This window comes from Vibrio sp. K4 (assembly GCF_051122595.1).
Taxonomy (GTDB): Bacteria; Pseudomonadota; Gammaproteobacteria; order Enterobacterales; family Vibrionaceae; genus Vibrio; species Vibrio owensii.
The window spans coordinates 1,549,510-1,576,434 of sequence record NZ_CP178578.1 but is presented as its reverse complement, the minus strand read 5'-3'; the positions used below and the strand labels follow the sequence as shown (position 1 = coordinate 1,576,434).

Genomic DNA, 26,925 nt, shown 5'->3' with positions numbered 1-26,925 from the left:
TTTATATGGAGCCTCGTGATGGACGACCAAAGTAAAAACAATTCTATAAATAAAGACTCGAATGGTGATAAAACAAAAATTGTAAAGACTCAAAAAAGAGAAAATACAAACGACAAGATGGGTAATATAAATAATGAAGGCTCAGCCCAAAATAATAATGAGACAAATACAAAAGTGTCTCATAATCAAAACACTATTCCACCAATGGGTAACCCTCACTCTAACTTCGAGAACAGCGCTCATAAAAAGCGTCCTGATTCTTTACTCGGTGAGACAATCAAAAACCGGTATGAAATCGAGTCTTTAATTGGTCATGGTGGTTTGTGTGATGTCTTTTTAGCGAAAGACAAGATCCTCGAATCGTCCGGTTCCGATACTCCATATGTCGCACTTAAAGTTCTCCAGAATGAGTATGCCTCGCAGCCTGAGACCGCACGCATGCTGATTCGTGAAGCACAACAAACTCAGAAGTTAAGCCACCCGAATATTATCCGCGTTTACGACTTTGGTGTTGATGGTGACATTTATTTCCTTGTTATGGAGTACGTTGATGGTGAAACTTTGGAAGGGATAATTCAACGCTCTCGACCGGACGGGTTAAGATACAACGCTGCCCTATCGATTCTTAATCAAACGCTGGACGCGTTGTCGTATGCGCATTCACTCGGCGTCGTTCATGCCGATTTAAAACCTGCCAACGTCATCCTCACGTCTGAGGGAAAAGTGAAACTGTTAGATTTTGGTGTATCAAAAACTCAGCAATTAAAACATGACCAATACGCCGCTAAGCGGAAGTCCCAAGATACAGACACACTTGGCTATACACCAAATTATGCGTCACTAGACATTTTGTCGGGTAAAGAGCCTAAATTCAGTGACGACCTTTTTGCCTTCTTCTGTATCACTTTTGAACTTTTAAGCTGCAAGCATCCTTATGGCCGTACCCCTGTCGACGAAGCGTTGAAGAAAGGTATTAAAGTGAGGAAGCCAACTAATTTACCCTTCTCAAAGTGGAGTCTATTCGCTAATGCTTTTGCAACAGGAACCGTACATCAAGGCTTGAACTGTGTTGATATAAAAACACGACTCAATAAAAACCGTTGGCCTTTGTACTCTGGTATTGCTGCTAGTGTCGCTTTATTGGCAGCACTTGGCATGTTCTATCAACAGCAACAAGGTACGATCTCCAAACTAAACCTAGCACTGGCAGAGAAAGAGCAAACGATCGAGTTGGCCGAACAGTTACTCAATACATTACCAGAAGACACAAAAGCGTTAATAGATGACAAACAAGGGCTACATCCTGTGATTGAGGCTGGTTTCCTACGCCTGTATAAGCCTCACCTCTTGGGCGAATTTGAGTCTAAAATTGATGATGTACTGAATTCCGATGTCACCACTTACCCAAATTACGACCAAATTGAATCCATCTTGCAACAGGCAAAAGTTTACTACCCTGACTCACACAAAATTGAAGTGTTGGCATTGGATATTCAATCAAGTAAACATTCAACGCTTCTTGCGATTGCACGCCAGATAAACAGCCACTTAGAAAAATCCGTTTATGCTCAGGTTGAAGGTGAGAAATCGATCTATGATCTCAAGAAAGAGCTGCAAGAGATCCACAAAGAATACCCTTTCACACCAAGCTCTCTAGCAAGTGAAGTATTTGGACAGCATTTGAATGACGCGCTTCAACTGAGAGATGCTGCCGCTTTAGTTACCTTGATTAAGGTTGGAAATACGTTCTTTTCTGAATCTGAAGAACATCAAGAAAACTTGGCTTTCAGCAATGCGATGAAAGATGCCGTGTTGGAAATGAAGTTGTATGAGACAGCCAAAGACAGCACTACCCCACTTGTTTTCCCCTCGGATGCCGCCCGCCTTCTCTATCAAGAGGAGTTTGAAGGGCTGCACTACCGCCTAAAACAGGCTCGCACGACTGTAAATCTCGATAAGTTAGTAAAAGACATTGACGCGTTTGCCGAGAACTTTCCGCCGGGCTTTCAAGACATTAACGACCTTAGGTTCCAAACTGCTGATAAATACCTTCAGTTTTCCGATATCTTGCTGAATAAACGAAAATCCAAGAGTGCAAGGCGTGCAATGAAAAAGGCGAACGAGCTATTAAAACGGTTAGAAAGTGACGCAGAACAGAGTTAATGACTACAAAAGTTGATGAGGGGCATATCGCCCCTTCTTTGTCGCAAAAACCACTTGCCTTTATGCAAACTGATGACTAACTTTATTTTAGAGTGTGCTAATCCGTATAAATAGGTAGAAGTTTGACCGCAGGGAAGATCGAAGTCGATAACATCAGCATTTTAGTCATTGATGACTGCTCCACATCAGCGACGTTGATCAAGCATCAACTGGTTTCGCTCGGGGCAAAATTGGCGAATATCACTTGTGTGAATAGCGCGCAAGAAGCATTGAACGCGGTGAAAACACGCTTTTACTCATTTATTGTGATGGACTATCACTTGTCGACTAAGTTGACCGGGCTTGATTTGATCAATTTGATGAGCCGAGCCAAGTTAATCTCTGACACCACTGCGGTTCTTATGATATCTGGTGACGCTACGCAGGAAACGGTACTGACTGCCCTCTCTGGCCGAGTAAGACACCTTCTTACTAAACCACTCCAAACCAAAGCGTTGAAGAACAAGATGCTTGCTGCATTACAAGAGCAGCATAACCTTGCGGAAGTACGTCAATCACTGGGGAAATGTAGTGCTCTCACTCTCGCTGAAGTAGCACGCCTACATAAAAAGTATGCGACGAGCGTTTGTGTAGAATCACTGCTTATCGATACCTTGGTCGAAACTCAGCAGTTTGATGTGCTTGAGAACTTTCTTCCCTTCTGCAATGACAAAGAACACGCAAGTCGTATCTGCGCCGAAGCCTTTTTACTCCATAAACAAGGAAAGATCAGGGAAGCGGTGGACGTACTAGCAAATTATGTCACGCATAACCCTCTTTGCTTGAGAGCAATTGATAATCTCGTTGGCTTATACGAAACACTTGGCCAGCACAATAATGCGTCCATTCTGGCAAACCGAGCGTTTGAGCTTACACCAAGCAGTAGTGCACGTATGGTCACTGTTTCTCGAATAGTATCCAAGCTTGGGCAGATAGACAGGTTATACGAGGTTGGGTATCTATATGCTTCGAACGTTTCTTCAACTGATACGCTCTGGTTATCTGCAATGAATTCGTATGTTGATTTGATTAGTGAGCACTTCAAGACGCTTTCGAGCGCCAACGAGAAGAAAAAAGTACTTATAAAACTGAATGACTTTTGCTTGCTGGCGGAGAAACAACTGAACCGAAATCAGCAAGTCGATTTAGCGGCCTTCAAGCAAATGATGCAATGCAAGTTGTTGTTGCTTGAAGCGCGACCAGAATACGCGCACAGAAAGCTGATGAAGTCTCTCAGCTATTACTATGCAACACCAAATAGAACCCCGTTGCCCTTGTTGAAACAAGCGATTCCATTGATGGATTTCTTCGGTGAATTCGCAATTAAACAGAGCTTACTGGCACTACTCGCGGCAAAGTCTGGAGTGCCGATGAAGCAAAGCGCTCAAGGAGACAACAACGACAAGCGCTTGAGGGATAGATACCCGTTCTCAACTGAAATGCGCCTCAAAAAACTCTCTGATAACAGCATTGATGTAACAGATATTATATTGGACGAGAGCATTGAGTTTCTTTCTCAGCGTCCTTTACCACCCAATTGGTCTAACTGGCTCAAAGATTACCTATCCGGCTCTTACTCGTCCCAGTTGCCAACCCCTTTTAACCTACAAGCCACACAGTGGAGATGAGCAATGATCAATTTCGAAGTACTCAATACTTATATGGACAACGATGTCGATATTATCTTTGCTGTTTTCTCAACCTATATGGAAGACTACGAAGATGGATTGGAGCGTATTAATCAGCTTAACCAAGACCAAAATTGGCCTGAGTTGTTCCTATTGTCACACAGTTTAAAAGGCATCCTTTCAAGCTTTGGAGAGGAGTCAGCAGTATCAGCACTTAACAATATAGAGGAGCATACAAGAGATAATATCGCACCAGATAGCGGGGATCTGGCTATAGTTAATAAAGAGTTGGTTACGATAAACCAACAGATAACTGATTACTTATCCAACATGGATTAGTGACAAAACAATAAAAAATATTACGTTAATTGGAAATGCTAGGCTATGAACAACACAAATTTTAAAGAGTTGATAGATTCGCTTAAGGATCTGACGCCAACTCAAAAAAAATACTTAATAAGCCAGACGCGGCTTTCTTTAGAAGAAAGTGAAGTCCTGAAAAACAAAGACTTACTGACACCTGAAGAGCTCGAATTACTGCTTGCTGTAACTAACGCAAAATGAAAGACCGATAGAGGGAACTAAACGCGACCATTACGGGTTTTCAAATTCTGAATCAGAGGGGTTAGCTGTGCTGACCCCTTTTTCATGGTATGTGCGTTAGAGTTCGATGATTGCCAACATATCTTCACCATCTTCATCCATACCAACTTCTTCAAAACCAAACTGACTGTAGAAAGGCTTAGCGACTGGATTAGTCGGATTGTAACAGATCTCTATATGTTTGAGATTGGGCGCTTGTTTGATCTCTTCGATTGCCAGTTTTAATGCAACTCGCCCTATTCCTTTGTTTTGGTGTTTGGCATCGACCATAAAACGCCAAATAGAAACTTTATCACTTGCTTCATGAACCCACATGAAAAAACCAACGGCTTCCTCGTCTAGATAGATTGCACGAACTACATGGCCTTCGTTGTAGAAAGACTCCACCAGCGACCACATGTTGCATGCTACAAATTCTTCTTGTGGTTTCGTTACATCCAAGTCGCAGACGAGTTCATAGTTTTGTTTCGTAACCTCTCTCAGAGAGACATTCATGGCATCCTTTCCTTAATCATGTCTAATTCGATATTTTCTATGATGGTTAGTACATATACCCCAACCAATCGAGTGCACCCTTTGTCACTATTTGACCACGCAATGGTTTCACATAAAGGTCATTGAGCCGTTCTTCCGCGACGCCATAATTTTTGTGTTCGTGCACTCTCAACCAGGTCGCCTCTGCCTCAAAACACTGAAATCCGTTTTTTAGATAAAGCGATGGATCGTCAGCCACAAGAATGATGAAATCAACGTCTTTGTCTTGGGCATACTCTGTAACACGAGTAAGCATTGTTGAAGCGACATCTTTCCCTTGGAAATCAGTATCAACGCATAAATCGATGATCCCCAACACTTTGGTTGGCTGTTCATTCAAGTTCATCACGCGATAGTCCAGCCCCATATAACCAATCAGCTTTGTACCCTGAAACTCAAGAGCACGATAATGAGGTAACTGCTTGTAATAAGATTGGTCTGACTGATGCTCAGGAAATGCGGCATTTCGCAAATGCTTGATGGCTAGATGCTCGGCGGGGCTTAAATCTAGCTCTGGAACAATATTCATTGGTACGTTCGACCGTTATGTTTCAACCAACCACCTTCATGGCGTCCTTGTGGATCGTGGTGCGTCCAGTGCAAGACACCACCTTTTGAATTCCATTCATATTCACCATTAAATTCAATGCGGTCGCCAACGTTCAGATTCGCAACTCTTGGAGCCAAGTCAATATTGTGAGCAACCAAAAGCGTTTGGCGAGATTCTAGCTTAAGGATGAATTTTTGATGTCTCGAGCCAACGTTATCATCTCGTAACACACGAATGACCACACCAGAACCTCGAACTTGTACATCGCTTTGCTGCGACTGATAAGCTTGCTTCAATACTTGGTCATTCGCCATTGATACACTCGGTATTACAGCCAAACTGCCGAGTATTAATGCCAATAGAAACTTACTTTTCTTCATAGTTTGTTGCCTTGTATTTCTCTAAATTCTGGTTTGAGTCATTGATTGAGCACTATCCGCTTGTTGGATTTCTTCTAGCTCTTTGATATCGATTTGATCGACTTCTCGATTGAGGATTCGTTTGTACTCAACAAGAGAGCTTGCATTGATGACCGGCAAAGTTAGCCCATGAAAATCGCGCTGTACGGATTCGGCCAAATTAATATCAAGCAATACCCATTGTTGGTTTGAGGTGCTAAAAATCTTCGTCCCCGGAGTCAATCCAATTTCGATTTTCTGGTTTTCATAAATCAGCTGAAGGTATTCTAAGTCCCACCCTTCTTCACAGTAGTGTTTAAGCGGTTTACTTACAAAAGGTTGAAAGAACGGTAGAAGCGCATGTACATCCTCTTTTTCAATATAGAGGTCAATGTCAGCAATAGGCCGAGAACCACCGTGAAGGTGGGCGGCGAAACCTCCGACAATCTGGTAACGAATATCTTGCTTATCCAGTATTCCTTTCAGCCAAGACATTGCACGATACACTGATTCATTCATCCGCTGTCCTTTTGTTTCTATGAGTATGCATTCAATCCAATAATCAATCACTGTAAGTAATTTATATTAAAAATAAAAGGTTAAAGTGTCTCGCGCTTTCACTTCGATTAATGAGCCACCAAAATAATCAAATACCCTACGATTTTGATAACAGAATATTATACAAACAATAATCAATGATAATTTCATGTTTGCGTGTAATACCTTTATCTTTAGCTTCAACAACGTTGCTTGTTGAAATGCCTTTGTCACTCCGACATCGCCTCACAAGCCGAGATAAGAAGGTTAAATATGAAATTTCTTCACACTATGATCCGCGTGGCTGACCTAGATAAGTCCATCGAGTTTTACACCAAAGTTCTTGGTATGAGCGAGCTTGATCGCTTCGAAAACACAGAATACCGCTACACTCTCGTGTTTGTCGGTAACGCAGACCAACCAGGCAGCGCGACGATTGAACTGACTTATAACTGGGACACGGACAGCTATGACCTAGGTAATGCGTTCGGTCACATGGCATTGGGTTGTGAAGATATTTACGCTGCATGCGACAAAATCAAAGCACTTGGTGGCAATGTCACTCGTGAACCAGGTCCAATGAAAGGCGGCGAAACTCATATCGCATTCATCAAAGACCCTGACGGTTACCAAATCGAATTGATTCAAACAAGCAAATAACGAGGTTAGTCATGAAAGATACATTGTTTCAACCTGTACAACTTGGTTCTCTAACGCTTCAGAACCGTATCGTTATGCCACCAATGACTCGCTCTCGTGCAAGCCAACCCGGCAACGTCGCAAACGACATGATGGCTGAGTATTACGCACAGCGCGCATCTGCGGGTTTGATTGTTGCAGAAGGCACACAGATTTCACCTATGGGTCAAGGTTACGCTTGGACTCCGGGTATTTACAGCCAAGAACAAATCGCAGGTTGGAAAAAAGTCACTGACGCTGTACACGCAAAAGGCGGTGCGATCTTCGCTCAGCTTTGGCACGTAGGCCGTGTAACTCACCCTGACAACATCGGTGGTAAACAACCAATTTCTTCTTCTGCATTAAAAGCAGAAAACGTGAAAGTGTTTATCGATAACGGCACAGATGAGCCTGGTTTCGTCGACGTGGTAGAACCACGTGAGATGACGAAAGAAGACATCAAAGTGGTTATCGAAGAGTACCGTCAAGCGGCATTGAATGCGATCGAAGCGGGCTTTGATGGCATCGAGCTGCACGCAGCGAACGGCTATCTTGTAAACCAGTTTATCGATTCTGAAGCAAACAACCGCACAGATGAATACGGTGGTTCAGTTGAAAACCGTCTACGTTTCTTGGGTGAAGTGGTTGAAGCAATGACTCAAGCGATTGGTGCTGAGCGCGTTGGTGTTCGTCTTGCTCCGTTTACGTCACTAAATGGTACTGTAGATAAAACTCCAGTAGAAACTTACACAGCTGCTGCGGCACTGCTTGATAAGCTAAACGTTGTTTACATGCACATTGCAGAAGTAGACTGGGATGACGCACCAGATACGCCTGCTGAGTTCAAAACAGCTGTTCGTGAAGCTTATAAAGGCACCATCATCTATGCTGGTCGCTACAACACAGAGAAAGCAGCTGAAGCTCTAGAAAGTGGCTTGGCAGATATGGTTGGCTTTGGTCGTCCGTTTATCGCGAACCCTGACCTACCGAACCGTATCAAGAACGATTACCCGCTAGCTGCTCACGATCCTGCGACGCTGTTTGGTGGTAACGAGAAAGGTCTGTTGGATTACCCAACTTACCAAGCAAACTAAATCGTTGAGCTTGCCTAGTTCAGCCGACTTATTTGAATAGGTAAGTTGAATAGACAAAAACCCCGCAGATGAGTTTGAGTGCATCTCCGGGGTTTCTTTTTTTTAACGCCCAATGTTTTGTCTGACATTATGGTTTGGGTATTGAAATACGTTCTAACGACGCTGACAAGAAGTGCAACCACGACAAGCCGAGCGTGTGGTTTTATCCAACAAACTTCGCTGCACTTTGCAGTATGCGTTCTTTAATGCACGGCGAGCCGCAAACCAATCTTCAGGCTTAGTCAGAATCAAATAGCCATTGAAGCGCTTCACTAACTCCACTCTGTGTTTATCAATAAAGCGGCTGTCAAAACCAATATCGAAGTAATCCAAAGCTTCTTCGATACAAGTAAAGCTGGCAATCTTGGCTTGAATATCGTTTTGGCTCATAGCCTCGTTTCTGAGTTTGTTCACTTAGCTTGCAGTATAAAAACTTCCGTGCAACCGTTCTTTGATTTACATCCGTAGCACGTCATTTTGCTAGAAACCGCCGAGTTTTAAATTTTCAAAATGAAAATCAATATAAGAAGTCAACCTGCAAAACTCTTCTCATCTTCAGAATGGTTTTTAACTCACTGATTTTATGGCCCTAATTCTTGGTGCGCATTTTGCGTTAGTGAATTTGTTGACTAGGGAGAGATGATGATGACTTACCGAGCAGAAATAGATGGATTAAGAGCGATTGCCGTCATATTGGTGATCTTCTTCCACGCAGACATCGAAGCGTTCGCTGGTGGCTATATTGGCGTAGACGTGTTCTTCGTGATCAGTGGCTATTTAATTACCACAATTGTGATAAACGATTTGGATAAGAACCAATTCAGCCTTGCTGATTTCTACGAGCGCCGAATTCGTAGGATTCTGCCCTTACTGTTGCTGGTTATTGCAGTATGTTACCTACTCTCTTGGTGGTTGTTCCTTCCACATGCACACAAAGAGGTGGGCGAGTTTTCTGTGTCTTCCATTCTGTCCGCTTCTAATGTTTTGCTTTACCTCAAAGGGCACAATTATTTTGGGCTGGAAGAACAAGCCAATCCGCTCTTTCATACTTGGAGCTTGGGCGTAGAAGAACAATACTACATTGTCATCCCTCTTCTGCTTATGCTGCTGGCACGTGGCAAGCTCATGTCTTACCTCACCTTCTTCATTGCGGTGTTTGCACTAAGCCTGATGACTATTTGGTACGCCAGTGGTGATCCTGATTTCGCCTTTTACATGATTTTCTCTCGTGCGTGGGAACTGGCGGCGGGCTCTCTGATTGCCCTAGTGATGCGTAAAACCGTCATCAAACCCAACAACACCTTAGCTATGATTGGTTTAACACTAGTTCTCGCCTCTGCTTTGTTGTTTGATAAATCAAAAGATGGTGCCGGGCTCATGCTTTTAATCCCCGTGATTGGCACCACGCTTATCATCTTGTTCTCATCCAAAGACAACACGCTGGGTAAAGCTCTAAGCCTCAAATCGGTGGTTTTTGTTGGGTTGATCAGCTACAGCCTTTATTTGTGGCACATACCATTGCTGGTTTTTTATCGCTACGTACTTACTGCCGGACAAGAGTTCAGCCTCGCGTTTTATCTAGGGGCTCTATTTGCCTTTTCTTACTTAACTTGGCGCTTTGTTGAAAAGCCTTTCCGTAGCCGCAAGAAAATCGGCATGAGCACACTTGCTGCTTCACTTGTGTTAGTCACCCTACCGCTGCTTGCTTTTGGTGTCGTCGGTCATAAAAACGGAGGCTTTCCCGACCGTAGCGCATTTTTTGAAGCCATGCGTGTAAACAATGGCTACGGCATTGCATGTAATGGTAATACAACCATCAACGACACTTGTTCATCATCTTCAGAGCCTACTGTCGCAGTATTGGGTAACAGCCACAGCATGGTCTTTGTTCAGCAACTCTCAAATGACACACCAACGGGAGTTGTCCAGCTTACGCAAGATTCTTGTGCGGTGGGTTATGTCGACGTGATTGCAGGAGTCGATAATCTATCGTGTCGAAGCTTCTTCACCGATGCAGTAGAAACCATTCAGAATACGCCTTCAATTCGACGCGTGGTGATTTCTTCTAACTTCAATAAAGAGCTCTCTAAGCAAGACTACCAAGCTTCGCTCACCCATCTATTGAACGAGTTAGAAGACAGAGAAATCGTTGTCTTTGGTCCGACACCTTCTGCACCGCATGCTATTGGCGAATGCTTATGGAAAGCACAATTGTTTGGTGATAACACAGGCAACGAATGTGACTTTTCGCCGAAGCAGTCACACCCTCATCATGTAGCAACGCTTGCAGAGTACTTTGACCAATTTGAACATGTGGAGTTTGTCGACCTTACTAACTACATCTGCCAACAGGACAAATGCGCAATGAAAGTGGGCAGCAACAATGCCATGTACACCGATGCAAGCCACCTCTCTTACAAAGGCGCAGAAATTGTATTGAGTAGCTATCAGAAGGAGTTGAGTGACAATCAACAACTGACTGCTCAGCATTGACCCAATGACAAAAGAAAGCTCAGCGCTAACCCAAACGCTGAGCTTTTTTATTTGAAGATTCGTGGGTCAAAAGCAAAATCAAGCTTCTCTGCTTTCTTCAGGATATCTTTCATCTTGGGATGATTTGGATTGACGACGTAGTTGTTGTCACGAGGAGAAATTGTCGAAGGTACTTGCAGTGCAGCGAACTCAGGATGTGGATCGTTGAGAAACTGGTCGCCAATGTATTGTGTGGATTCACTAGCAGGAATGGAGCGCCAAGTGACCGGCAAGTCTTCGTCATCCAGTGCAGCAATTAAGTACTCTGGCATCTCGATACGATACAAATCGTAAAGCTTGGTGATCGCCGGATCGTTGTTTACATGAACGAAAACTTCTAAAGAGCAAAGAGATTCGGACTGAGAAAAATACAGTGCTTCGGTTCCTTTGGAGTTCCATCGCCCGCCGTACAGCTTAGCACCGATTGGGCTAAATGGAGACTCAGAGAACTTCTTTTGAGTCAGTCGATAGAGCTTCATATTACGAGAATACCCCGTGCTCTAGTCGTCCAATCAAATCTTTGACGACTTCAAAATCAACCGTAGTTGAAACCATGTCTAGTGGGCGCTTGCCACCCAAACCGTAAACATTTTCCCGCATCCAACCTAGCGCGCGTTCTTCATCATCAAACAGTTCTGTTGCTAGCTTAAGTAGCATCGCTAAACGATAGATGGCATCACTCTCTTGCGTGTTGAAGCGTTCTTCGTTTTTGAGTCGACGTTTGATGGTGCTCACCGGGATCAATGTGACGTGTTGGAATTCGCTTTGAGAAAGCTTCACACGCTCGACGATATTACGGTATACCTTTGGCTCAAACCCTTTATGAACCGCATCGGTGCGACCGGTTTCGGCATCTTCAATGCCCAGCATAAACCAAAAGTTTGCCTTATGAGGCAGCTTCGGTTTAAAGCTTTTTAATGTTGCCGTTGCCATACTGAGCTCCTATAGACCAAATGGTCTTGATATTATGGTCCATATGAGCCCAATTATCAATCGCACAAATTGCAGCCAGGGTAAAACAGGCGCTAATCAGAGCAAGAGAAACGCTAAGGCTTGTCTACGCCTGCGTATTTCACCCCAGAAAGCAACGCCATATCGCGATTCCAAGTGGCGAGGTCGCGTTGATTAAACTTGCTGAGATCATCGTGTCCACACGCCCTTGCCATCACTTGCATCAACTCAACCGAGGCTTCAAAGAAGTTCTTCAATTGAACCGAGGCTTTATCCACATTCAACCGCTGTCTTAAATCGGCCTTTTGCGTTGCAATGCCTGCTGGACAATTGTTGGTATTGCACATTCTCGCGGCTACACAACCTATCGACTGCATCGCACTGTTAGAAATCGCAACGCCATCTGCCCCAAGCGCCATCGCTTTTACAAAATCCATTGGAACACGCAGTCCACCCGTGACAATTAACGTGACACGGTCACTCACGCCTTGAGCATCCAGATAGCGTCTTGCTCTAGCGAGAGCAGGAATAGTTGGCACGCTGATGTGATCACGGAACATAGCAGGCGCTGCGCCCGTACCTCCTCCACGACCATCCAAAATGATGTAATCCGCACTGGCATCGAGTGCGAATTGAATATCTTCTTCGATATGGTTTGCACTGAGCTTGAAGCCTATCGGGATACCACCTGTCACTTCCCGTACCCGATCTGCAAACTTTTTGAAATCTTCTGCGGTATGCAGATCTTTAAACGTCGGTGGTGAAATCGCAGATTGCCCTTCGGGAATGCCACGCACTTGCGATATTTTGCCCACATTTTTATTGGCTGGTAGATGACCACCAGTCCCTGTTTTTGCTCCCTGCCCACCTTTAAAGTGGAAGGCTTGAACATTGAGCAACTTAGATTCGTCGTAACCAAATTGCGCACTCGCCAGTTCATAGAAATAACGCGAGTTCGCCGCTTGTTCTTCTGGCAACATGCCACCTTCTCCGGAGCAGATTCCGGTTCCGGCTAACTCCGCACCTTTCGCAAGTGAAACTTTGGCTTCTTCTGATAACGCGCCAAAGCTCATGTCAGAGACAAACAATGGAATTTTTAGCACTAACGGCTTCTTCGCTTTTGGACCAATCACCAATTCGGTTTTGACTGGCGCATCTTCCATCAGAGGTTTGGTTGCCATTTGTGCGACCATCATTTGAATGTCATCCCAATGTGGCAATTGGTCTCTCGGCACACCCATCGCCGTCATCGGTCCATGGTGCCCTAACTTTGATAGCCCTTCTCTTGCCAGTTGGTGAATAAACTCAACCGTAGGTTCTTCTTGTGTCGCGACCGCAATTGGGATCTCGTTATGTCCTGCTTGGATACCCGGACCTTCTTGCCCTACTTGCTCAGAGGTGAACTGCTTATGCGTCCCATCGCAGAAAGGCGCATTTGCGGTGTGCTTACACTGACACAGATACGCATCTTCATCCTTTTCAGCGACAAAGCTCATGGGTTTAAAATTGGTTCCGGCGTGGGAGCCATCACAATAAGGTTGGTTCTTAGATCGCCCGCATCGACAAAAGTAATATTCTTGCCCTTGCACAAGCTCAACTTTGATGGGTTTGTTATCCGCTATTACTGGTTTGCTCATTTTGCTTCCCTTTTTCAATGCCATACTCTGTGGTTGGCTTTCGTTAAGCGTAGAACAGCTCAAGTAAAGCGTCAGGGGAATAGAGATTTACCTATACTTAATGTGGGTCTCAACACTCTGGAGGCTAACATGACCATGTCAACCCGGCTCGACCACTATTTGACTGAGCACCATATTCACTTTCAAACCGTGAACCACAGTCATAGTAATAGTTCGCTGCAAAGCGGTGTTGCAGCGGGTATCCCTCTCAATAACTTGGCAAAAGGCGTGATTTTGGAAGATCACCAAGGTCGTCATATGATGGCTGTCTTGCCTGCGAATAATAAAATCAGTTTGTCTCGATTGAATGACGAGCTCAACGCCTCTTTCCATCTAATCAAAGAAAGAGAAGTCTATCGTTTGTTTACCGATTGCGATAACGGCGCGATACCTCCGGTGGGTAGCGCTTATCACATGGCAACCATTTGCGATGAAATGCTCGCCAATTTAGAGCATGTATATTTGGAAGCAGGCGATCACGAAACCTTGATTAAGTTAGACAAAGAAGCGTTTCGTGAACTGATGGGAGAAAGTCGTTTTCTACGCTTCAGTAGTCAGGTATTTCATTAGACTTAAGCTGCAATGAATGCGGTATCTAGAGCAGGTTGGCTCTTGTTGTGATGATTTCATTTAGAATTGCTTTCGCGACAAGAGCCTTTATTCGTTCTTATCTTCAGCGTCTTTAACCTCCTCAACCAAACCCGCTCTGTCAATTCGATAATGCGCGAGATCGTGAGCAAGAAAGAGATGACCAGAGTAAGCGGTTTGAGCTTCTTTCCGAATCTGCTCGATAGACACTTCCGCTTCAGGGCTAAATTGATAGCGAGGACTAAAATGAGTGAGAATTAAGCTCGGAATTTGTTTTGTCTGAGCATAACTGGCGACTTGTGAAGAATAAGCGTGACCGACTTCTCCTGCTCGCTCTTTCATCGCTTCTGAGTACGTTGATTCGTGTACCAACAGATGCGCGCCTTCAATTAGACGATCGAGCTTCTCTGGTTTGTCGTTATCACCACAAATAATCACTTTTCTCGGTGGATGTGCAAGCTTAGTAAACGCCTTACTCATTAAGGTTTGACCTTGGTACTCCACATCATTCCCCCGCACAAGTTCTCCCCAGATTGGTCCCCTCGGTATGTTCAATTGCTCAAGCTTATCGATGTCTGGATACATGCGAATGGTTGATTCTTCAAAACAGTAAGCAAAGCTAGGAACGCGATGGGAAAGTGCGGTAGCGGTAATCGTAAACTGACCAATTTCAATCGAATCAAGCTGCTCGACTTCAATGAAGTGAAGTTCAAATGGCAGATAGAGTTTGGTGAACGCTTGAGTCGCTTCAAACCACTGTTTAATCCCCTCTGGCGCGATGATCGTCAGAGGATCTTTGCGGTTATTCATACCTGCACTAGCGAGCAAGCCCGGTAAACCATAACAGTGGTCGCCGTGAATATGAGTAATACAGATGGCTTGTAAATAACTCAATGATAACTGAGTGTGTAGCAATTGGTGCTGAGTCGCCTCTCCGCAGTCAACTAGAAACCACCCTTTCCCCTTGCTCTCCAGCAAAGCAGTCGCAGAAACATTACGGGATTTAGTTGGAACCCCAGAGGACGTTCCTAAGAAATACAGCTCCATATGACTTCTCATTCCTTAAGTAAAAGCTCTAATCATTCATAAAGTTTAGCATTCGATTCAGTGATAAATTGCATGATTCTGACCGATTTTAACACTAAGCCTTAAATATCAATTAAACACTCGTTTAAAACAAGCGTACAAAAATACACTGATTACCATTCACTATTCTATAACACTTAAGCCGCACTTTTTGAGTGGACATCAAACACCATAGGGCTGTTTCGTGAAACATCCACGATGTATAAATCGAGCTTAACTATAACATTTACAGATATTTAAACCCAAAACTACAAACCATTAGTTATATGAGATGGTAATAACAAATCCTGAAATTCAATGTTACAACTATGTTAATTGTTTTTATGCTTGAGATGAGTGTTTAGCAAATAACCTACTCATCCCCTGTATAGGTTATTAGGCACTTTTAATTAAAACGCATCCTAAAAACACATGGAGTTTCAGAGTGATATGAAGACAAGGAATGCAAAACTCGCGCTTGCAATAGGTATAGCGCTCAGCTCCCCTAAGTTATACGCCGCTGGATTTCAATTATCCGAACATTCAGCCGCTGGCCTAGGGCGCGCTAATGCAGGCGAAGCCGCCATAGCAGACGGTGCATCAGTAGTCGCACATAACCCTGCAGCCATTACGATGTTCGATTCTTATCAATTGTCCGTAGGTGCTGCTTACATCATGCCAGAGGTTCGCGTAACCGGTAACGGCCCTTCAGAATCCTTCAATAATCAGCTAACCAACAATGACGTCGTCGACAATGTGGTTGTGCCATCTTTTTATATCGCAGCCCCAATCAATGACTCGTGGTCATGGGGGCTTGGTATCTTCACTGACTTTGGTTTGGCAACCGAATACCCTGATGACTATTTAGCCGGACCGATTGGTGGGGAAACCAGTTTAGAAACGATTAATTTTAACCCTACCATCGCCTACCGAATCAACGACGAGTTCAGTGTCGGCGCTGGTGCTAGCGTTGTTTATGGTAAAGCCAAGCTCACACGTACGTTGGGTATTCTTGCCGATGCAATTAATGCTGATACGGGCGCAAATTTTGCTCGTACCGACGTGGCGAAATCACTCGATGGTGATGGCTGGGGTTACGGTTTTAATCTTGGTGCACTTTGGGAGATCAACGAGAGGCACCGTTTCGGATTAAGCTATCGCACTAAAGTGGATGTGGATTTCGAAGGCGATTATTACTCAGATATTCCAAGTGCGATTTCGATGCCGGGTGAAACCGTGACGGGTGACCTAACCCTAAATCTACCGAGCATTACTGAGTTCTCTGGTTTCCATCAGATTACCGGTCCACTGGCTATTCACTACAGTGTGATGATGACGGGTTGGGATGTGTTTGAAGAAATCCGCGCCACCGTAGATGGGCAAGAAGTTCTGCAAAAGGATGAGAACTTCGAAAATGCCTTCAAATATGCGTTTGGGGCAACTTACCAACTCAACCCTTCCTTCATTCTGCGCGCCGGTATTGCTTACGACGAAACGCCTAATGTGAACGACAAGAGCATCAGCTTGCCAGATTCCGACCGAATCAATTACAGCTTTGGTGCCACGTACGCCTTCAATCAAAACAGCCGAATCGACTTTGGATTCACCTTTATTGATGCCGAAGAAGTCACGTTCACCGAGCCGCTTGAGCCGCACGCTCTACCGGGTGTTGATATCGCTTATCGCTCCGAAGGGGACGCCTACATATACGGAATCCAATACAACCACTCTTTCTAATTATTCCTGACTGAGTCAATAACACTAATTACAGGGAAGCAAATCATGCACGGAATAAACAAAACGGTTGTCGCTGCACTCATCAGTTCCGGTCTTTTGATGGGTTGTAACAGTGACGATTATGATGAACCGCAAACCTCTAGCGGTTATGAATTATCTGAATACGGTACACCAGAATTATGTGGCAACAGTCAGGAATGGGCGAGCGCAGAACAAGTCACCGCAATTGAAAACCTGGTCGAACTTGCCGAAGACAACAGCGTGGTAACACTGCCCGCTGGTTGTTTCAAAATGAACAATCAATTGACGGTCGATTCGAAGAATAACCTCGTCTTACGTGGTGCTGGTATCGACCAAACCTACCTCGACTTCAGTGGTGTGGATGGCAAAGATGGTATTGCCATCAGTGGTGGTTCGAACATCACCGTATCCGATCTCCAAATTGCGGAAGCCTCCAAGAACGGTCTTAAAGCCGACGGGGTTGAAGGCATCATTATTCGTGATGTCGCAGCGGTTTGGCTCGAAGTGCCTCGTGCACGTGACGAAGATGGCAACCTACGCGGTACTTACGGCATCTATCCAGTAAAATCTCAAAACGTCTTGATTGAAGATACATGGAGTTACGGCAGTGCCGATGCAGGTATCTATGTGGGTCAAACCATCGGTGCGGTTATCCGTGACAACGTAGCGGAAAAGAACATCGCCGGTATCGAGATAGAAAACAGTTCGAACGTGGACGTCTACGACAACTTAGCACTTGGAAACACGGGCGGTGTGCTGCTGTTTGACCTACCGGGCGCTACCACTATTGGTCGCTTAATTGATGATGTACGTATCTTTGATAACGTCATTCGTGACAACAACTTAGAGAACTATGTTGATACCACGTGTCAAAATGGGCTTGGCGGCTGTGGCGTGGTGGGCATCGTCCCTCCTGGTACTGGTGTCGTTATTCTGTCCGGACGTAATAGCGAGTTCTTCAACAACACGATTACTAACCACGACTCGATGGCACTTGCGATGACGAGTTACTTACTGGTGAATGGCGATCCCAACGCTTACAGCCCACTCAATGGGACATCTGAGGGCAATGCCGTTATGCAGGGCTGGAACCCTGTTCCGACCAACATGTATTTCCACGACAACACCATAACCAACACGGGAGCCAATCCAAATGGTTCTCTGATTGAAGATATGATTTTAGCGTACACGTTAAATCATCAAGCCTTCCCTGCTCTGTTTTATGATGGCGCTGGTGAGTCACTGATTCGTTCACAAATGTTTGCACCATTGCGTGATGCACTCAACGGTATGACAGGAACAACCAACTGGAATTACCTTACTGAGTTTACCGATGCAGACAGCAACTGTTTAGTGAACAATGGCGCAAGTGTCGGTGTATTGGTTGATAACATGGACCCAACCGCAATTGGTCGTTATGCGGAAAACCCAGCCAATGCAGATTTCTTATACGAGAAAGAGCAAACAACGCTACTTACCGCAGGTTGTGATTCTAAGACGCCATTAGACATCAATACCGTCACAATTAATGGCGTGGTGTATGGTTATAATCAAACCGAAGACGGAGCGACGGATCCTGATAACCCAGATACACCAAACGGTATCGTCGGCAACGCAAGCTGTACCCTAGATAACGTGACGGGTATTAACTGGGATGCGATTACTCGTGAAAGCGCGACATACGGTGAAAACTGTGTGAGCTTGTCGCAATACAATCTGTTTGAAGATGCGAAAGATCCAACACAAAACCTCAATTTAGCGACATCTGCGAAAGGCACTTTGTATGAGATGAACGTTGAACTCTTTACTGACTACGCACGCAAATACCGCTTTGTTGTGATGCCGAACGAAGTCTCTGCAAGCTATCGTGAGCAAGAGGTATTCGACTTCCCAGTAGGTACCGTGTTAATCAAAACCTTTGCGCTACCTTCGAGCACAGCAAATGCCCGTGGCGAAAATGAAGAGCTCATTGAAACTCGCCTATTGATTCGTCGTGACAACGGTTGGATTGCCCTACCTTACGTATGGAACGAAGACAAAACCGACGCTTACCTGACTGCCGTATCGGTACCCTTTGAGCGTAGCGTAGAACATAACGGCGAGACACTGAGCTTCACTTATGAAGTACCAAGCCGAAATGAGTGTACCTTGTGTCACAAAGTAGAATCTGATGTCTCCGATCCTACTGGTAACACACAGCCAAAAGGTTTCTCTCCTATTGGTCCTAAAGCACGTAACCTAAACAGTGTCCAGGATGTCTCTGATGGTTCACCAGTTAACCAGCTTGTGCATTGGGAAACGCTAGGGCTATTTACAGAAGCTTTACCAGATACGCCGGAGAACTTACCTAAGACCCCTGTGTTTGATACCGAAGCGGGAGCAATCAATCTAACGGACGCTGAGCTACTGGATTATGCCAAAGCGTACCTTGATGTGAACTGCGCACACTGTCACCGCACTGAAGGTAAAGCAGCGAGCAACCCGTTCAAGTTTGAATACTGGCGTGAAGGGATCAGTGAAATGGGTATTTGCGCGCGTGGTATCACCTTCCACAAAGGTCCATCTCCGTATGTGATTGTACCGGGTGATCCAGAAAACTCTGTGTTGCACTACCGCATCAATGTCGACAACGGAAATATGATGCCAGAACTAGGCAGACACGTTGTTCACGATGAAGGTGTTCAGTTAATTGCCGATTGGATTAACTCGATTGATACCACAGGCTGGAACTGTGTAGAGTAATACATTCAATGGCTACCGAATGTTTAGGTAGCCATTAACTTACTTCAACAACCCGAATTAACAACAAACAAAAACCGCCTCACTGGGCGGTTTTCTTATTCTTGGGTGTTCCAATGTCAGTCGCCTTAACGCATAAAGAATTTCTGTAATGCTTTGATTGCCATGCCACGTCGTTCCATCAACATACCTACACGAGGTAACCACGTTGGTGTATTTAGAACGGTTTTGGCGTGGCTAAAGGTTCTAAATCCTTCTTCGCCATGGTAGTGGCCGATACCAGATTCACCAATACCACCAAATGGCGCGTCTTCCGCACCAACGTGTAAGATGGTGTCATTCACCCCAACCCCGCCACTGTGAGTATTACGGGTAATTCGCTCAATAACACTCTTATCTTCTGACATGATGTACAGCGCAAGTGGGTGTTGATTCTGGTTGATGTAGTCGATGGCCTCTTGGATCTCACGGTAAGATTTAATTGGCATAAGAGGACCAAAAATCTCTTCCTGCATAATGGTCATATCTTCCGAAACATTGGTCACTAGGTGCGGATACAATAGTCGCCCCTCTGCGCTCGTCTCGGACACGGTATGTATTTCTGCGCCCTTGGCTTTGGCATCTTCCAATACTGCCTTTAAACGGTCGTACTGACGTTGATTGATGATATGAGTAAAACCTTGGTCGTTCTGACCTTTGAGGTACAGCGCTTCAAAACGTTGTAGGAACAGCTCGACAAACTCGTTGATTCTTCCCTCTGGTACAAAGGCATAATCTGGCGCAACACAGATTTGTCCAGCATTGATGCATTTACCAAACAAAATTGCATCAACCGCTTTGCTCAAGTTAGCGTCATCCGCCACGATGACTGGAGATTTACCACCGAGCTCCAAAGTAATTGGAGTTAAGTTTTCAGCAGCAGCACGAGCAACCGCACGACCCACATTGGTTGAACCAGTAAACAAGAGATGATCAAACGGCAATTTACTGAACGCTTGAGCAACTTCCGCTTCGCCCTCTACGACTTCAACATCTTCAGGTAACGCTCGGCAAATCTCAGAAATCACTTTGTTGCTCATAGGGGTGAATTCAGAGAGTTTCATCATCACTCGGTTACCAGCTGCAAGCGCGGTCACTAATGGCGATAAACTGAGAATGACTGGGAAGTTCCAAGGCGAAATGATGCCAACCACGCCAACCGGTTGATATTCAACGGTGACTTTTGAAGGAGCAAGCAACAAACCTGCATGACGACGACTTGGCTTACACCATTTATTGAGGCGTTTCAGGGTGTAATTGATTTGCGCAACCGTCGGCAATACATCCGTCATTGCCGTATCAAATTCAGAGCGATAACCGAAATCGGCGCTTAACGCTTCCACCAAGTCTTGCTGGTTATTTAAGATGGTTTGTTTAAGGAGAGTCAGCTTTTGCTTTCTCGAATCCAAGCTCGGATAAGGATCCGTGTTGTATCCGGCTTTGAGCTTATCTAACTTTTGTTGCAGCAGTTGACCAACTTCGACGTCTACGATCGCATTCATGATTTTCTCCTTGTACCCCTGACAACTGGCAATGTCGCACTTATGTACGATTTAAACCTAACATAGGTGCAACATTGTGACTATTTAAGAGGTTAGGAAGTTAGAGTTGAAACTCAGATTTCTGTTCATTAGAGCGCAAGCTTCATTTTAAAATACGGCACTTCCGATTTGTAAAAACGTTCACCTTCTGTATGCATTCCAAAACGTTCGTAAAAGATGAGCGCCGATTCTCTTGCATCACACCAAAAATACTCGACAGGAGATAGCTTCAAGTTCACCAAAATATAGCGAACCATTGAAGAGCCAATACCTTGCCCTTGATAGTCAGGTAATATGGCGAACTTACGCAGCCGAGCTTGATTGTCGTCAAGGTATATCGACGCAACGCCGACTAAAACGTCATCAACAAACGCACCATAATGCTCTGCTTCTTCATCACCCTCTACGTGGCAATGTTCCACAGGCTTGTTAGGCCATAATACTTGGTGTCGGATAGGCATGGCTTGCTGCCACGTGATCCGGTTAATTGCAATTTCCATCTCTAAATACCAATGAGTACTCATTCATCGCTGCAATAATGGATTATCTTTTCGAACATGATAAGTTTCTTATCACTAAAACCTGAATGCAGTTTGTAATTTGTGACAAAGGCTTAAATCGAACAATTTACAACCATCACGCCCCTTTTCCAGTAGGCTCAAATTTGTTGCGGTTATGCACGCTCTTCTAGCGAATGGCTCGTCCTTGGGTGTGCTTCAAATACCAACTCATAAACTCCTAACCTCTGACGAGAGTCGAGCATTTCAAAATCATGGTCTATGTATTCCTTTAATACCGCCCCTGCTCGCTCTGCAATCTTGATGCTCGGAACATTGCCTTCCATACAATGGAATTGAATCGCACTTGTCTGCCCTCGCTCACGAACCAATGGCAATAGAACAGATAAAACGTGATCAATAATGCGATGACCACGCCCCTGTTCGGCAAGCCAATATCCCACTTCCGCCACACCCGTTTCTTGGTTCACGCCTTTCATACCGAGCACACCAACAAAGTTCTGATCGAGGCGAATGGCAAACCAATACGCCTCAAACGCGTTAGAGTTAATACGTTGAGATATATAAGCGACGGCTTCTCTGCGATTCGTCACCCAATCCGTCCAAGGCAAATATTGTGACAAGTGTTCACGGCTCTTATTCACCGCAGCAAGCAAAGGGGTCGCATGCTTCGTCAATAAAGGCTCAATGGAAATGCGCTCTGTGATTTGTCGCAATTGGTGTTTTTCATATCCTTGGTACATCTAGAGAACTCGTTGACCTACTTTGGTTTAATCACTGTGAATGGCGAAGGTTTGCTTTCAACATAGTGCTTCCATACATGCTCGTATAGTTGATGTTGATTGGCAAATGGTGCGAGCTGTTTGGCTTCTTCTAATGTACACCAACGATAATCAGTATGTTCGTGATTTAGTGTCACCGTTTGATTCGGTTTGCAGAACAAGACAAAACAAGGAATGACCATGATTCGATTCTTGTGTGCCTCATAAAACTGTTCTAAAAAATCTGCGCTATGGAGCTCAACATCTTCGATTTGTGTCTCTTCCTTAAGCTCTCGCACAATGGTTTGCCAGCCAGTTTCGCCCTCTTCCACACCACCAGCGACATGACACCAATAACCACCTTTAACTCGCTCTAACAACAGCATTTTCTTTATGCCGTCGAATTCGGAAATCACCACACCAGACACATGCGTTGCTTGAATAGGAATCATCCCTTTCTCCTTATGTATTTATTGTTTTTATATCTGAACGAGACAGTCTACCTTGGTTCAAGAAGATCCGGACTCTTAATCACAAGGTGCTGATCTTTTTGTCAGTCTAGTATGCTAAAGTGCGATCTCCCTCAATAAACGAGCAGTAAGATGCCTAACTCAATCAATTCGATGATTCCCATTGGCGTGCGCTTTATGGTGCTGTCCGCTTTTGGCTTTGCACTGATGTCTGCCACCGTAAAACATGTTAGCTTGCACGGCATTCCAGTATTTGAGATCGTAGCAGCAAGGGCACTGGTCTCCTTGGTGATCAGCTATCTTGATGTAAAACGCAAAGGCATTTCGGTTTGGGGTAATAATAAACCTCTCCTTTTCGCGCGAGGCGCTGTAGGTACCATGGCTTTGATGTGTGTGTACTATTCCGTTACAACGCTACCACTAGCTGAAGCGACCATTTTCCAGTACATCCACCCTGTATTTACTGCCTTACTTGCGGTTTTCTTCCTTAAAGAACGTATCCAGTCTTCGACGTTTATCTGTATCGCCCTGTGTTTGCTTGGGGTATACGTTATGGTGAGGCCAGAAACCGGTCCAGACGCCGAACATGCTTTACCCATGTTCAGTGTGATGATCGCCATCTTAGGTGCTTTTGGTAGCTCCATCGCGTACGTAATCGTACGTAAGTTAAGTCAGACCGAAGACAGCTCGGTGATCATTTTTTACTTCCCGTTGGTGGCGCTGCCTGCATCGATTCTTTTGATTGGGGATCAATTCGTCATGCCAGATTTGTATCTGACCATGATGCTCGTTTTAGTCGGCGTCTTTACGCAAATAGGACAACTGGGCCTCACGAAAGCAATGCAAACACAAGAAGCAGGAAAAGCATCGGCTTATTCTTATGTACAGATCATTTTCTCTGTCGTTTTAGGCATCGTCTTCTTTGGTGAATTACCTTCGGCGTGGACATACTTAGGTGGCGCATTAATCGTGACAGGCGCGCTGATCAACGTATTTGGTCAGCATCTCAAGTTGCCGTTTATAAAACGATAGCAATCGCCCTTCTACTTACGTTTCGTTTGATCGAAAAACAATAGAGCCAGAGCATCACTCTGGCTTTTCTTTTGGCTGTATTTGTAACGCTAAGCTGCGAACTTCAAACCCGCGATACCTGCAACAATGAGCAGTAAACTGATTAGCTTGATTAGTGTGGCCGGTTCATTAAATAAATAGATACTGGCAATTGCGGTACCTATCGCACCAATACCTACCCAAACGCCATAAGCAACGCCTAGCGGTAACGTCCTTAGTGCGATACCCAGTAACCAAAAGCTCAACCCCATAAATCCAATAGTGAATGCAGATGGTGCAAGCTTACTAAAACCTTCGGTGTATTTGAGCCCGACCGCCCATGCGACTTCGCATAGACCAGCAAGAAAAAGAATAGCCCAAGCCATTGAGAGATTCCTAACGATTGGGGTCGTCCCCGAGAGAGAAAAGAGCGGTGAGGTCGTCCTCACTTCTGTTAGACGCCTAGTATAAAGAAAAATTTCCCACTACTAAAACTCAGATGAGTAGCGAACAAAATCCATCCAAACTGATTAATATAAAATATAAATCCAATCACATTAAATAAAATAGACATCATTATTTAACAGTTTGAATATAACCTTCTGCTGTTGAAAATGATGCGTTTATTGCATTAATCACACAAAAATTAAGCAAACGTGTAACTAAGCAATCGTTTGTGTGACCTAGATCGCTTACAAAAGCTACTGATAACTTTAGTATTTGCGCGAATCCAATTATAAGGTATGACATACCCATGAAATACATCAAAACTCCTCTTGCTCTCCTTGTTGGTGCAGCGCTTTTAACTGGCTGTAATGACGACACTGAATACGTAGATGTTCAACCTAAAGAAGTAAAGATCGCCACTTATAACCTCTCTTTTGATCGCAGTACTTTTGAAGACCTTGTCGCTGAAATGCAGGTAGAGCCAGCAAAACAAACTGAGCTTGTCACCGCTTACCTTGATGGCACCATCGCGGATGAAGACAAAACAATGGCCGAGAAAGTCATTCAGATCCGTAACGTTGCTGCAATCATTCAGAAGAACCGTCCTGACGTTCTTATGATGGCGGAATACAACAACGACGGTACTGGTGAGGATATGGTTGCTTTGGAAGGTTTCCAAAACAACTACCTATCTGTTGCGCAAAGTCTTGACGGTGCGGGTGGTGAAGCAAACTTAGAACCAATCGAGTACCCTTACGCCGAGTCTTACTCAACAAACACAGGCCTAAACAGTGGTCTTGACCTAGATAACAACGGCACTGCTGGCCAGCTTCCTGGCGATGCTTGGGGCTTTGGCTTCTACCACGGCCAATACGCTTTCGCGTTGATGTCTAAATACGAGATCGACACAGAAAACACTCGTACTTTCCAAGAGTTCAAATGGAAAGACATGGAAGGCGCAGAAATCCCTAAAATCACAATCTGTGACGGCTCACAAACCATTCCAGATGGCATGAAGTGTGGTGACGATTGGTACACTGCTGAAGAGTGGGACGTCGTTCGCCTGTCGTCTAAAAACCACGTAGATGCACCAATTATCATTCCGACAGAGAAAGGTGACGAAGTTGTTCACCTATTGATGTCTCACCCTACTCCACCAGTATTCGATCCAGGCAAGAACAAAGTTCAAAACGAAGCTGAAGTTGAGTTCTGGCATCACTATGTACAAGGCAAAGAGTACTTCTACGATGACGCTGGCAACAAAGGTGGTCTGACAGAAGGTGCGAAATTCGTCATGATGGGTGACCAAAACCTTGATCCATTAGATGGCGACGGCTTTAGTGACATCATGCAAGCATTCCATAATGATCCACTAGTAAACCAAGAAGTGATGAACGGTGAGCTTTACCCAACTAGCTTCGGTGCTGCAGAACACGCAGTAGATAGCAGTTCTACTCACCCAATCCCTAACCGCATCACTTCGACGTTCGGTCTAGGTGTTGACTATGCAATGCCTTCAGCAAACCTAAACGTGGTTGATTCTGGCGTTTACTGGGCTGCATCATACGAAGAAGGTCGTAAACTGTTTAACGATGACCGCATTGGTAAATACGGTAATGGTAAAGATGTTTCTTCTGACCACCGCATGATCTGGATTAAAGCTCAGTTCTAAAACGCGAACACGCTAACATTCAGATACAACAAAGCCTCGGTTTATGCCGAGGCTTTTTGTTTTTCAACGGACAAGCTACCAGCGGTATGTAAGTGATACGCCCATATCTTCGCTCGTCACCCAAGGAACGAGTTGAACATTTTCATCATAAGCGTCAGTGAACACGTATGCGGTCAAAGTTCCTAAAGCGGCGCCAGCAAGTACATCGCGCCAATAGTGTTTCTTCGCCTCAACTCGACCAACACCAACTAAAGTTGCGACCCCATAAGCAGGTAAGCCCGCTTCCCAACCATAACGTAAATAAAGGTTTGTCGCCGAAGCAAAAGCGTTAGCCGTATGGTTAGAAGGAAAACTGTCATTACCACTTTTGTCTGGGCGCTCCGCATCGATGGTCGTTTTACCAATCAAACCAATTCCTGACGTAGCACCAATACTGAAACCGGCTTGCCAAAAACCTTCCCAGTCCCCTTTATATGCGGGTACTGCGGCAGCCGTTGCAACCAAACCATAAGCACCGATATCGGTAAGCACGTCCCAATCTTTTTCACTCATCGCGTTTGCCGATTGAGCGCCAAAAATAGAGACAACACCAACTAAACGTACAACTTTCTTCATTAATACAACCAATTAGAATTTATATGCGCGCGAAAACTACCACAGCCATCGCCATTGTTCGACTGGAAACTGTAACAATTAAAACGTGAATTGATTGTGAAAAAAAAGCCAACCACAAAAGATGTGATTGGCTGTATATACGTGTGAACAATTGGGTTCACTAACAACGTCAGTTGGCTAGGTGACCCTCGACTTAAAAGGGTCGCTATATCTAAAGCATTAGGCATGCCAACTTTCTGA

27 protein-coding genes are annotated in these 26,925 nt (G+C 44.7%); 12 read left to right on the top strand and 15 right to left on the bottom strand.

Translation table 11 applies throughout. The features are described from left to right. Positions 1-18 precede the first annotated feature (18 nt). The 4 genes from ACLIIY_RS24515 to ACLIIY_RS24500 all read left to right on the top strand — a co-directional run bounded on the left by ACLIIY_RS24515 (position 19) and on the right by ACLIIY_RS24500 (position 4,394). Positions 19-2,163 (top strand): serine/threonine-protein kinase, encoded by a 2,145-nt coding sequence (locus ACLIIY_RS24515; protein WP_434528687.1) that lies wholly within the window; start codon positions 19-21, stop codon positions 2,161-2,163. Positions 2,164-2,285: 122 nt separating this feature from the next. Beyond that, a complete protein-coding gene (locus tag ACLIIY_RS24510; protein WP_434528686.1) occupies positions 2,286-3,830 on the top strand; it encodes a response regulator in 1,545 nt (514 codons plus the stop codon). A 3-nt stretch (positions 3,831-3,833) separates the two neighbouring features. Then, positions 3,834-4,169, top strand: coding sequence for an Hpt domain-containing protein (locus ACLIIY_RS24505; RefSeq protein ID WP_020196294.1), 336 nt, complete (start codon positions 3,834-3,836; stop codon positions 4,167-4,169). 45 nt (positions 4,170-4,214) lie between these two features. Further along, positions 4,215-4,394 (top strand): hypothetical protein, encoded by a 180-nt coding sequence (locus ACLIIY_RS24500; RefSeq protein WP_009705290.1) that lies wholly within the window; start codon positions 4,215-4,217, stop codon positions 4,392-4,394. A gap of 96 nt (positions 4,395-4,490) precedes the next feature. On the opposite strand, the gene ACLIIY_RS24495 is transcribed toward ACLIIY_RS24500, so the two are convergent. From ACLIIY_RS24495 to ACLIIY_RS24480, 4 genes are all read right to left on the bottom strand, one after another. After that, entirely contained in the window at positions 4,491-4,928 is a 438-nt protein-coding gene (locus ACLIIY_RS24495) for a GNAT family N-acetyltransferase (protein WP_078609654.1), read from the bottom strand. A 46-nt stretch (positions 4,929-4,974) separates the two neighbouring features. Next, a complete protein-coding gene (locus tag ACLIIY_RS24490; protein WP_434528685.1) occupies positions 4,975-5,496 on the bottom strand; it encodes a GNAT family N-acetyltransferase in 522 nt (173 codons plus the stop codon). Beyond that, on the bottom strand, positions 5,493-5,831 hold the full coding sequence (locus ACLIIY_RS24485) for a DUF3465 domain-containing protein (RefSeq protein ID WP_020196297.1): 339 nt from the start codon (positions 5,829-5,831) through the stop codon (positions 5,493-5,495). The genes ACLIIY_RS24490 and ACLIIY_RS24485 overlap by 4 nt, the downstream gene beginning before the upstream one ends. Positions 5,832-5,918: 87 nt before the next feature. Further along, positions 5,919-6,434: a MazG-related protein gene (locus tag ACLIIY_RS24480; RefSeq protein WP_331405859.1), complete on the bottom strand. Its 516-nt coding sequence runs from the start codon at positions 6,432-6,434 to the stop codon at positions 5,919-5,921. A gap of 291 nt (positions 6,435-6,725) precedes the next feature. Between ACLIIY_RS24480 and gloA the strand changes: the two genes are divergently transcribed. Together gloA and ACLIIY_RS24470 are read left to right on the top strand one after the other, a co-directional pair. Next, entirely contained in the window at positions 6,726-7,112 is a 387-nt protein-coding gene (gene gloA / locus ACLIIY_RS24475) for a lactoylglutathione lyase (RefSeq protein ID WP_010452114.1), read from the top strand. Between the two features lie 11 nt (positions 7,113-7,123). Beyond that, complete coding sequence (locus ACLIIY_RS24470; protein WP_434528684.1) at positions 7,124-8,224, top strand: alkene reductase; 1,101 nt, start codon at positions 7,124-7,126, stop codon at positions 8,222-8,224. Between the two features lie 153 nt (positions 8,225-8,377). On the opposite strand, the gene ACLIIY_RS24465 is transcribed toward ACLIIY_RS24470, so the two are convergent. Continuing rightward, entirely contained in the window at positions 8,378-8,653 is a 276-nt protein-coding gene (locus tag ACLIIY_RS24465; RefSeq protein WP_005441361.1) for a nitrogenase-stabilizing/protective protein NifW, read from the bottom strand. Between the two features lie 255 nt (positions 8,654-8,908). Here ACLIIY_RS24465 and ACLIIY_RS24460 point away from each other — a divergent pair, with 255 nt between their 5' ends. Further along, positions 8,909-10,756 carry an acyltransferase family protein gene (locus tag ACLIIY_RS24460; RefSeq protein WP_434529520.1) on the top strand — a complete coding sequence of 616 codons (1,848 nt, stop codon included), beginning with the start codon at positions 8,909-8,911 and terminating at the stop codon, positions 10,754-10,756. Positions 10,757-10,803: 47 nt separating this feature from the next. Here ACLIIY_RS24460 and ACLIIY_RS24455 read toward each other — a convergent pair whose 3' ends face one another. The 3 genes from ACLIIY_RS24455 to ACLIIY_RS24445 all read right to left on the bottom strand — a co-directional run bounded on the left by ACLIIY_RS24455 (position 10,804) and on the right by ACLIIY_RS24445 (position 13,383). Next, entirely contained in the window at positions 10,804-11,274 is a 471-nt protein-coding gene (locus ACLIIY_RS24455) for an RES family NAD+ phosphorylase (protein WP_208445916.1), read from the bottom strand. A gap of 1 nt (position 11,275) precedes the next feature. Then, entirely contained in the window at positions 11,276-11,728 is a 453-nt protein-coding gene (parS, locus tag ACLIIY_RS24450) for a type II RES/Xre toxin-antitoxin system antitoxin (RefSeq protein ID WP_390502721.1), read from the bottom strand. Between the two features lie 113 nt (positions 11,729-11,841). Further along, positions 11,842-13,383: a glutamate synthase-related protein gene (locus ACLIIY_RS24445; RefSeq protein WP_434528683.1), complete on the bottom strand. Its 1,542-nt coding sequence runs from the start codon at positions 13,381-13,383 to the stop codon at positions 11,842-11,844. Between the two features lie 129 nt (positions 13,384-13,512). On the opposite strand from ACLIIY_RS24445, the gene ACLIIY_RS24440 reads away from it, so the two are divergent. Beyond that, on the top strand, positions 13,513-13,992 hold the full coding sequence (locus ACLIIY_RS24440; protein WP_009699021.1) for an aminoacyl-tRNA deacylase: 480 nt from the start codon (positions 13,513-13,515) through the stop codon (positions 13,990-13,992). 87 nt (positions 13,993-14,079) lie between these two features. Here ACLIIY_RS24440 and ACLIIY_RS24435 read toward each other — a convergent pair whose 3' ends face one another. After that, the gene (locus tag ACLIIY_RS24435; RefSeq protein WP_434528682.1) at positions 14,080-15,057 is read right to left on the bottom strand and encodes a ribonuclease Z; all 978 of its coding nucleotides are present in this window, start codon (positions 15,055-15,057) and stop codon (positions 14,080-14,082) included. 468 nt (positions 15,058-15,525) lie between these two features. On the opposite strand from ACLIIY_RS24435, the gene ACLIIY_RS24430 reads away from it, so the two are divergent. Then, positions 15,526-16,812, top strand: coding sequence for an outer membrane protein transport protein (locus tag ACLIIY_RS24430; RefSeq protein ID WP_434528681.1), 1,287 nt, complete (start codon positions 15,526-15,528; stop codon positions 16,810-16,812). A gap of 45 nt (positions 16,813-16,857) precedes the next feature. Further along, positions 16,858-19,575 carry an SO2930 family diheme c-type cytochrome gene (locus tag ACLIIY_RS24425; RefSeq protein ID WP_434528680.1) on the top strand — a complete coding sequence of 906 codons (2,718 nt, stop codon included), beginning with the start codon at positions 16,858-16,860 and terminating at the stop codon, positions 19,573-19,575. Between the two features lie 125 nt (positions 19,576-19,700). Here the strand turns inward: ACLIIY_RS24425 and ACLIIY_RS24420 are convergent, their stop codons facing one another. The 4 genes from ACLIIY_RS24420 to ACLIIY_RS24405 form a co-directional block, all read right to left on the bottom strand. After that, positions 19,701-21,113: a coniferyl aldehyde dehydrogenase gene (locus ACLIIY_RS24420; RefSeq protein ID WP_434528679.1), complete on the bottom strand. Its 1,413-nt coding sequence runs from the start codon at positions 21,111-21,113 to the stop codon at positions 19,701-19,703. Positions 21,114-21,241: 128 nt separating this feature from the next. After that, positions 21,242-21,652, bottom strand: a complete 411-nt coding sequence (locus tag ACLIIY_RS24415; RefSeq protein ID WP_005441349.1) for a GNAT family N-acetyltransferase — start codon at positions 21,650-21,652, stop codon at positions 21,242-21,244. Between the two features lie 173 nt (positions 21,653-21,825). Beyond that, on the bottom strand, positions 21,826-22,413 hold the full coding sequence (locus ACLIIY_RS24410) for a GNAT family N-acetyltransferase (RefSeq protein ID WP_103411595.1): 588 nt from the start codon (positions 22,411-22,413) through the stop codon (positions 21,826-21,828). Positions 22,414-22,430: 17 nt separating this feature from the next. Next, a complete protein-coding gene (locus ACLIIY_RS24405; RefSeq protein ID WP_434528678.1) occupies positions 22,431-22,883 on the bottom strand; it encodes an NUDIX hydrolase in 453 nt (150 codons plus the stop codon). Between the two features lie 150 nt (positions 22,884-23,033). Between ACLIIY_RS24405 and ACLIIY_RS24400 the strand changes: the two genes are divergently transcribed. Continuing rightward, positions 23,034-23,933: a DMT family transporter gene (locus ACLIIY_RS24400; RefSeq protein ID WP_009705275.1), complete on the top strand. Its 900-nt coding sequence runs from the start codon at positions 23,034-23,036 to the stop codon at positions 23,931-23,933. Between the two features lie 89 nt (positions 23,934-24,022). On the opposite strand, the gene ACLIIY_RS24395 is transcribed toward ACLIIY_RS24400, so the two are convergent. Next, positions 24,023-24,337, bottom strand: coding sequence for a DMT family transporter (locus ACLIIY_RS24395; RefSeq protein ID WP_005441333.1), 315 nt, complete (start codon positions 24,335-24,337; stop codon positions 24,023-24,025). A 368-nt stretch (positions 24,338-24,705) separates the two neighbouring features. On the opposite strand from ACLIIY_RS24395, the gene ACLIIY_RS24390 reads away from it, so the two are divergent. Next, a complete protein-coding gene (locus ACLIIY_RS24390; protein WP_434528677.1) occupies positions 24,706-26,070 on the top strand; it encodes an endonuclease/exonuclease/phosphatase family protein in 1,365 nt (454 codons plus the stop codon). A 75-nt stretch (positions 26,071-26,145) separates the two neighbouring features. On the opposite strand, the gene ACLIIY_RS24385 is transcribed toward ACLIIY_RS24390, so the two are convergent. Further along, positions 26,146-26,685 carry a phosphatase PAP2 family protein gene (locus ACLIIY_RS24385; RefSeq protein ID WP_434528676.1) on the bottom strand — a complete coding sequence of 180 codons (540 nt, stop codon included), beginning with the start codon at positions 26,683-26,685 and terminating at the stop codon, positions 26,146-26,148. Positions 26,686-26,925 lie beyond the last annotated feature (240 nt).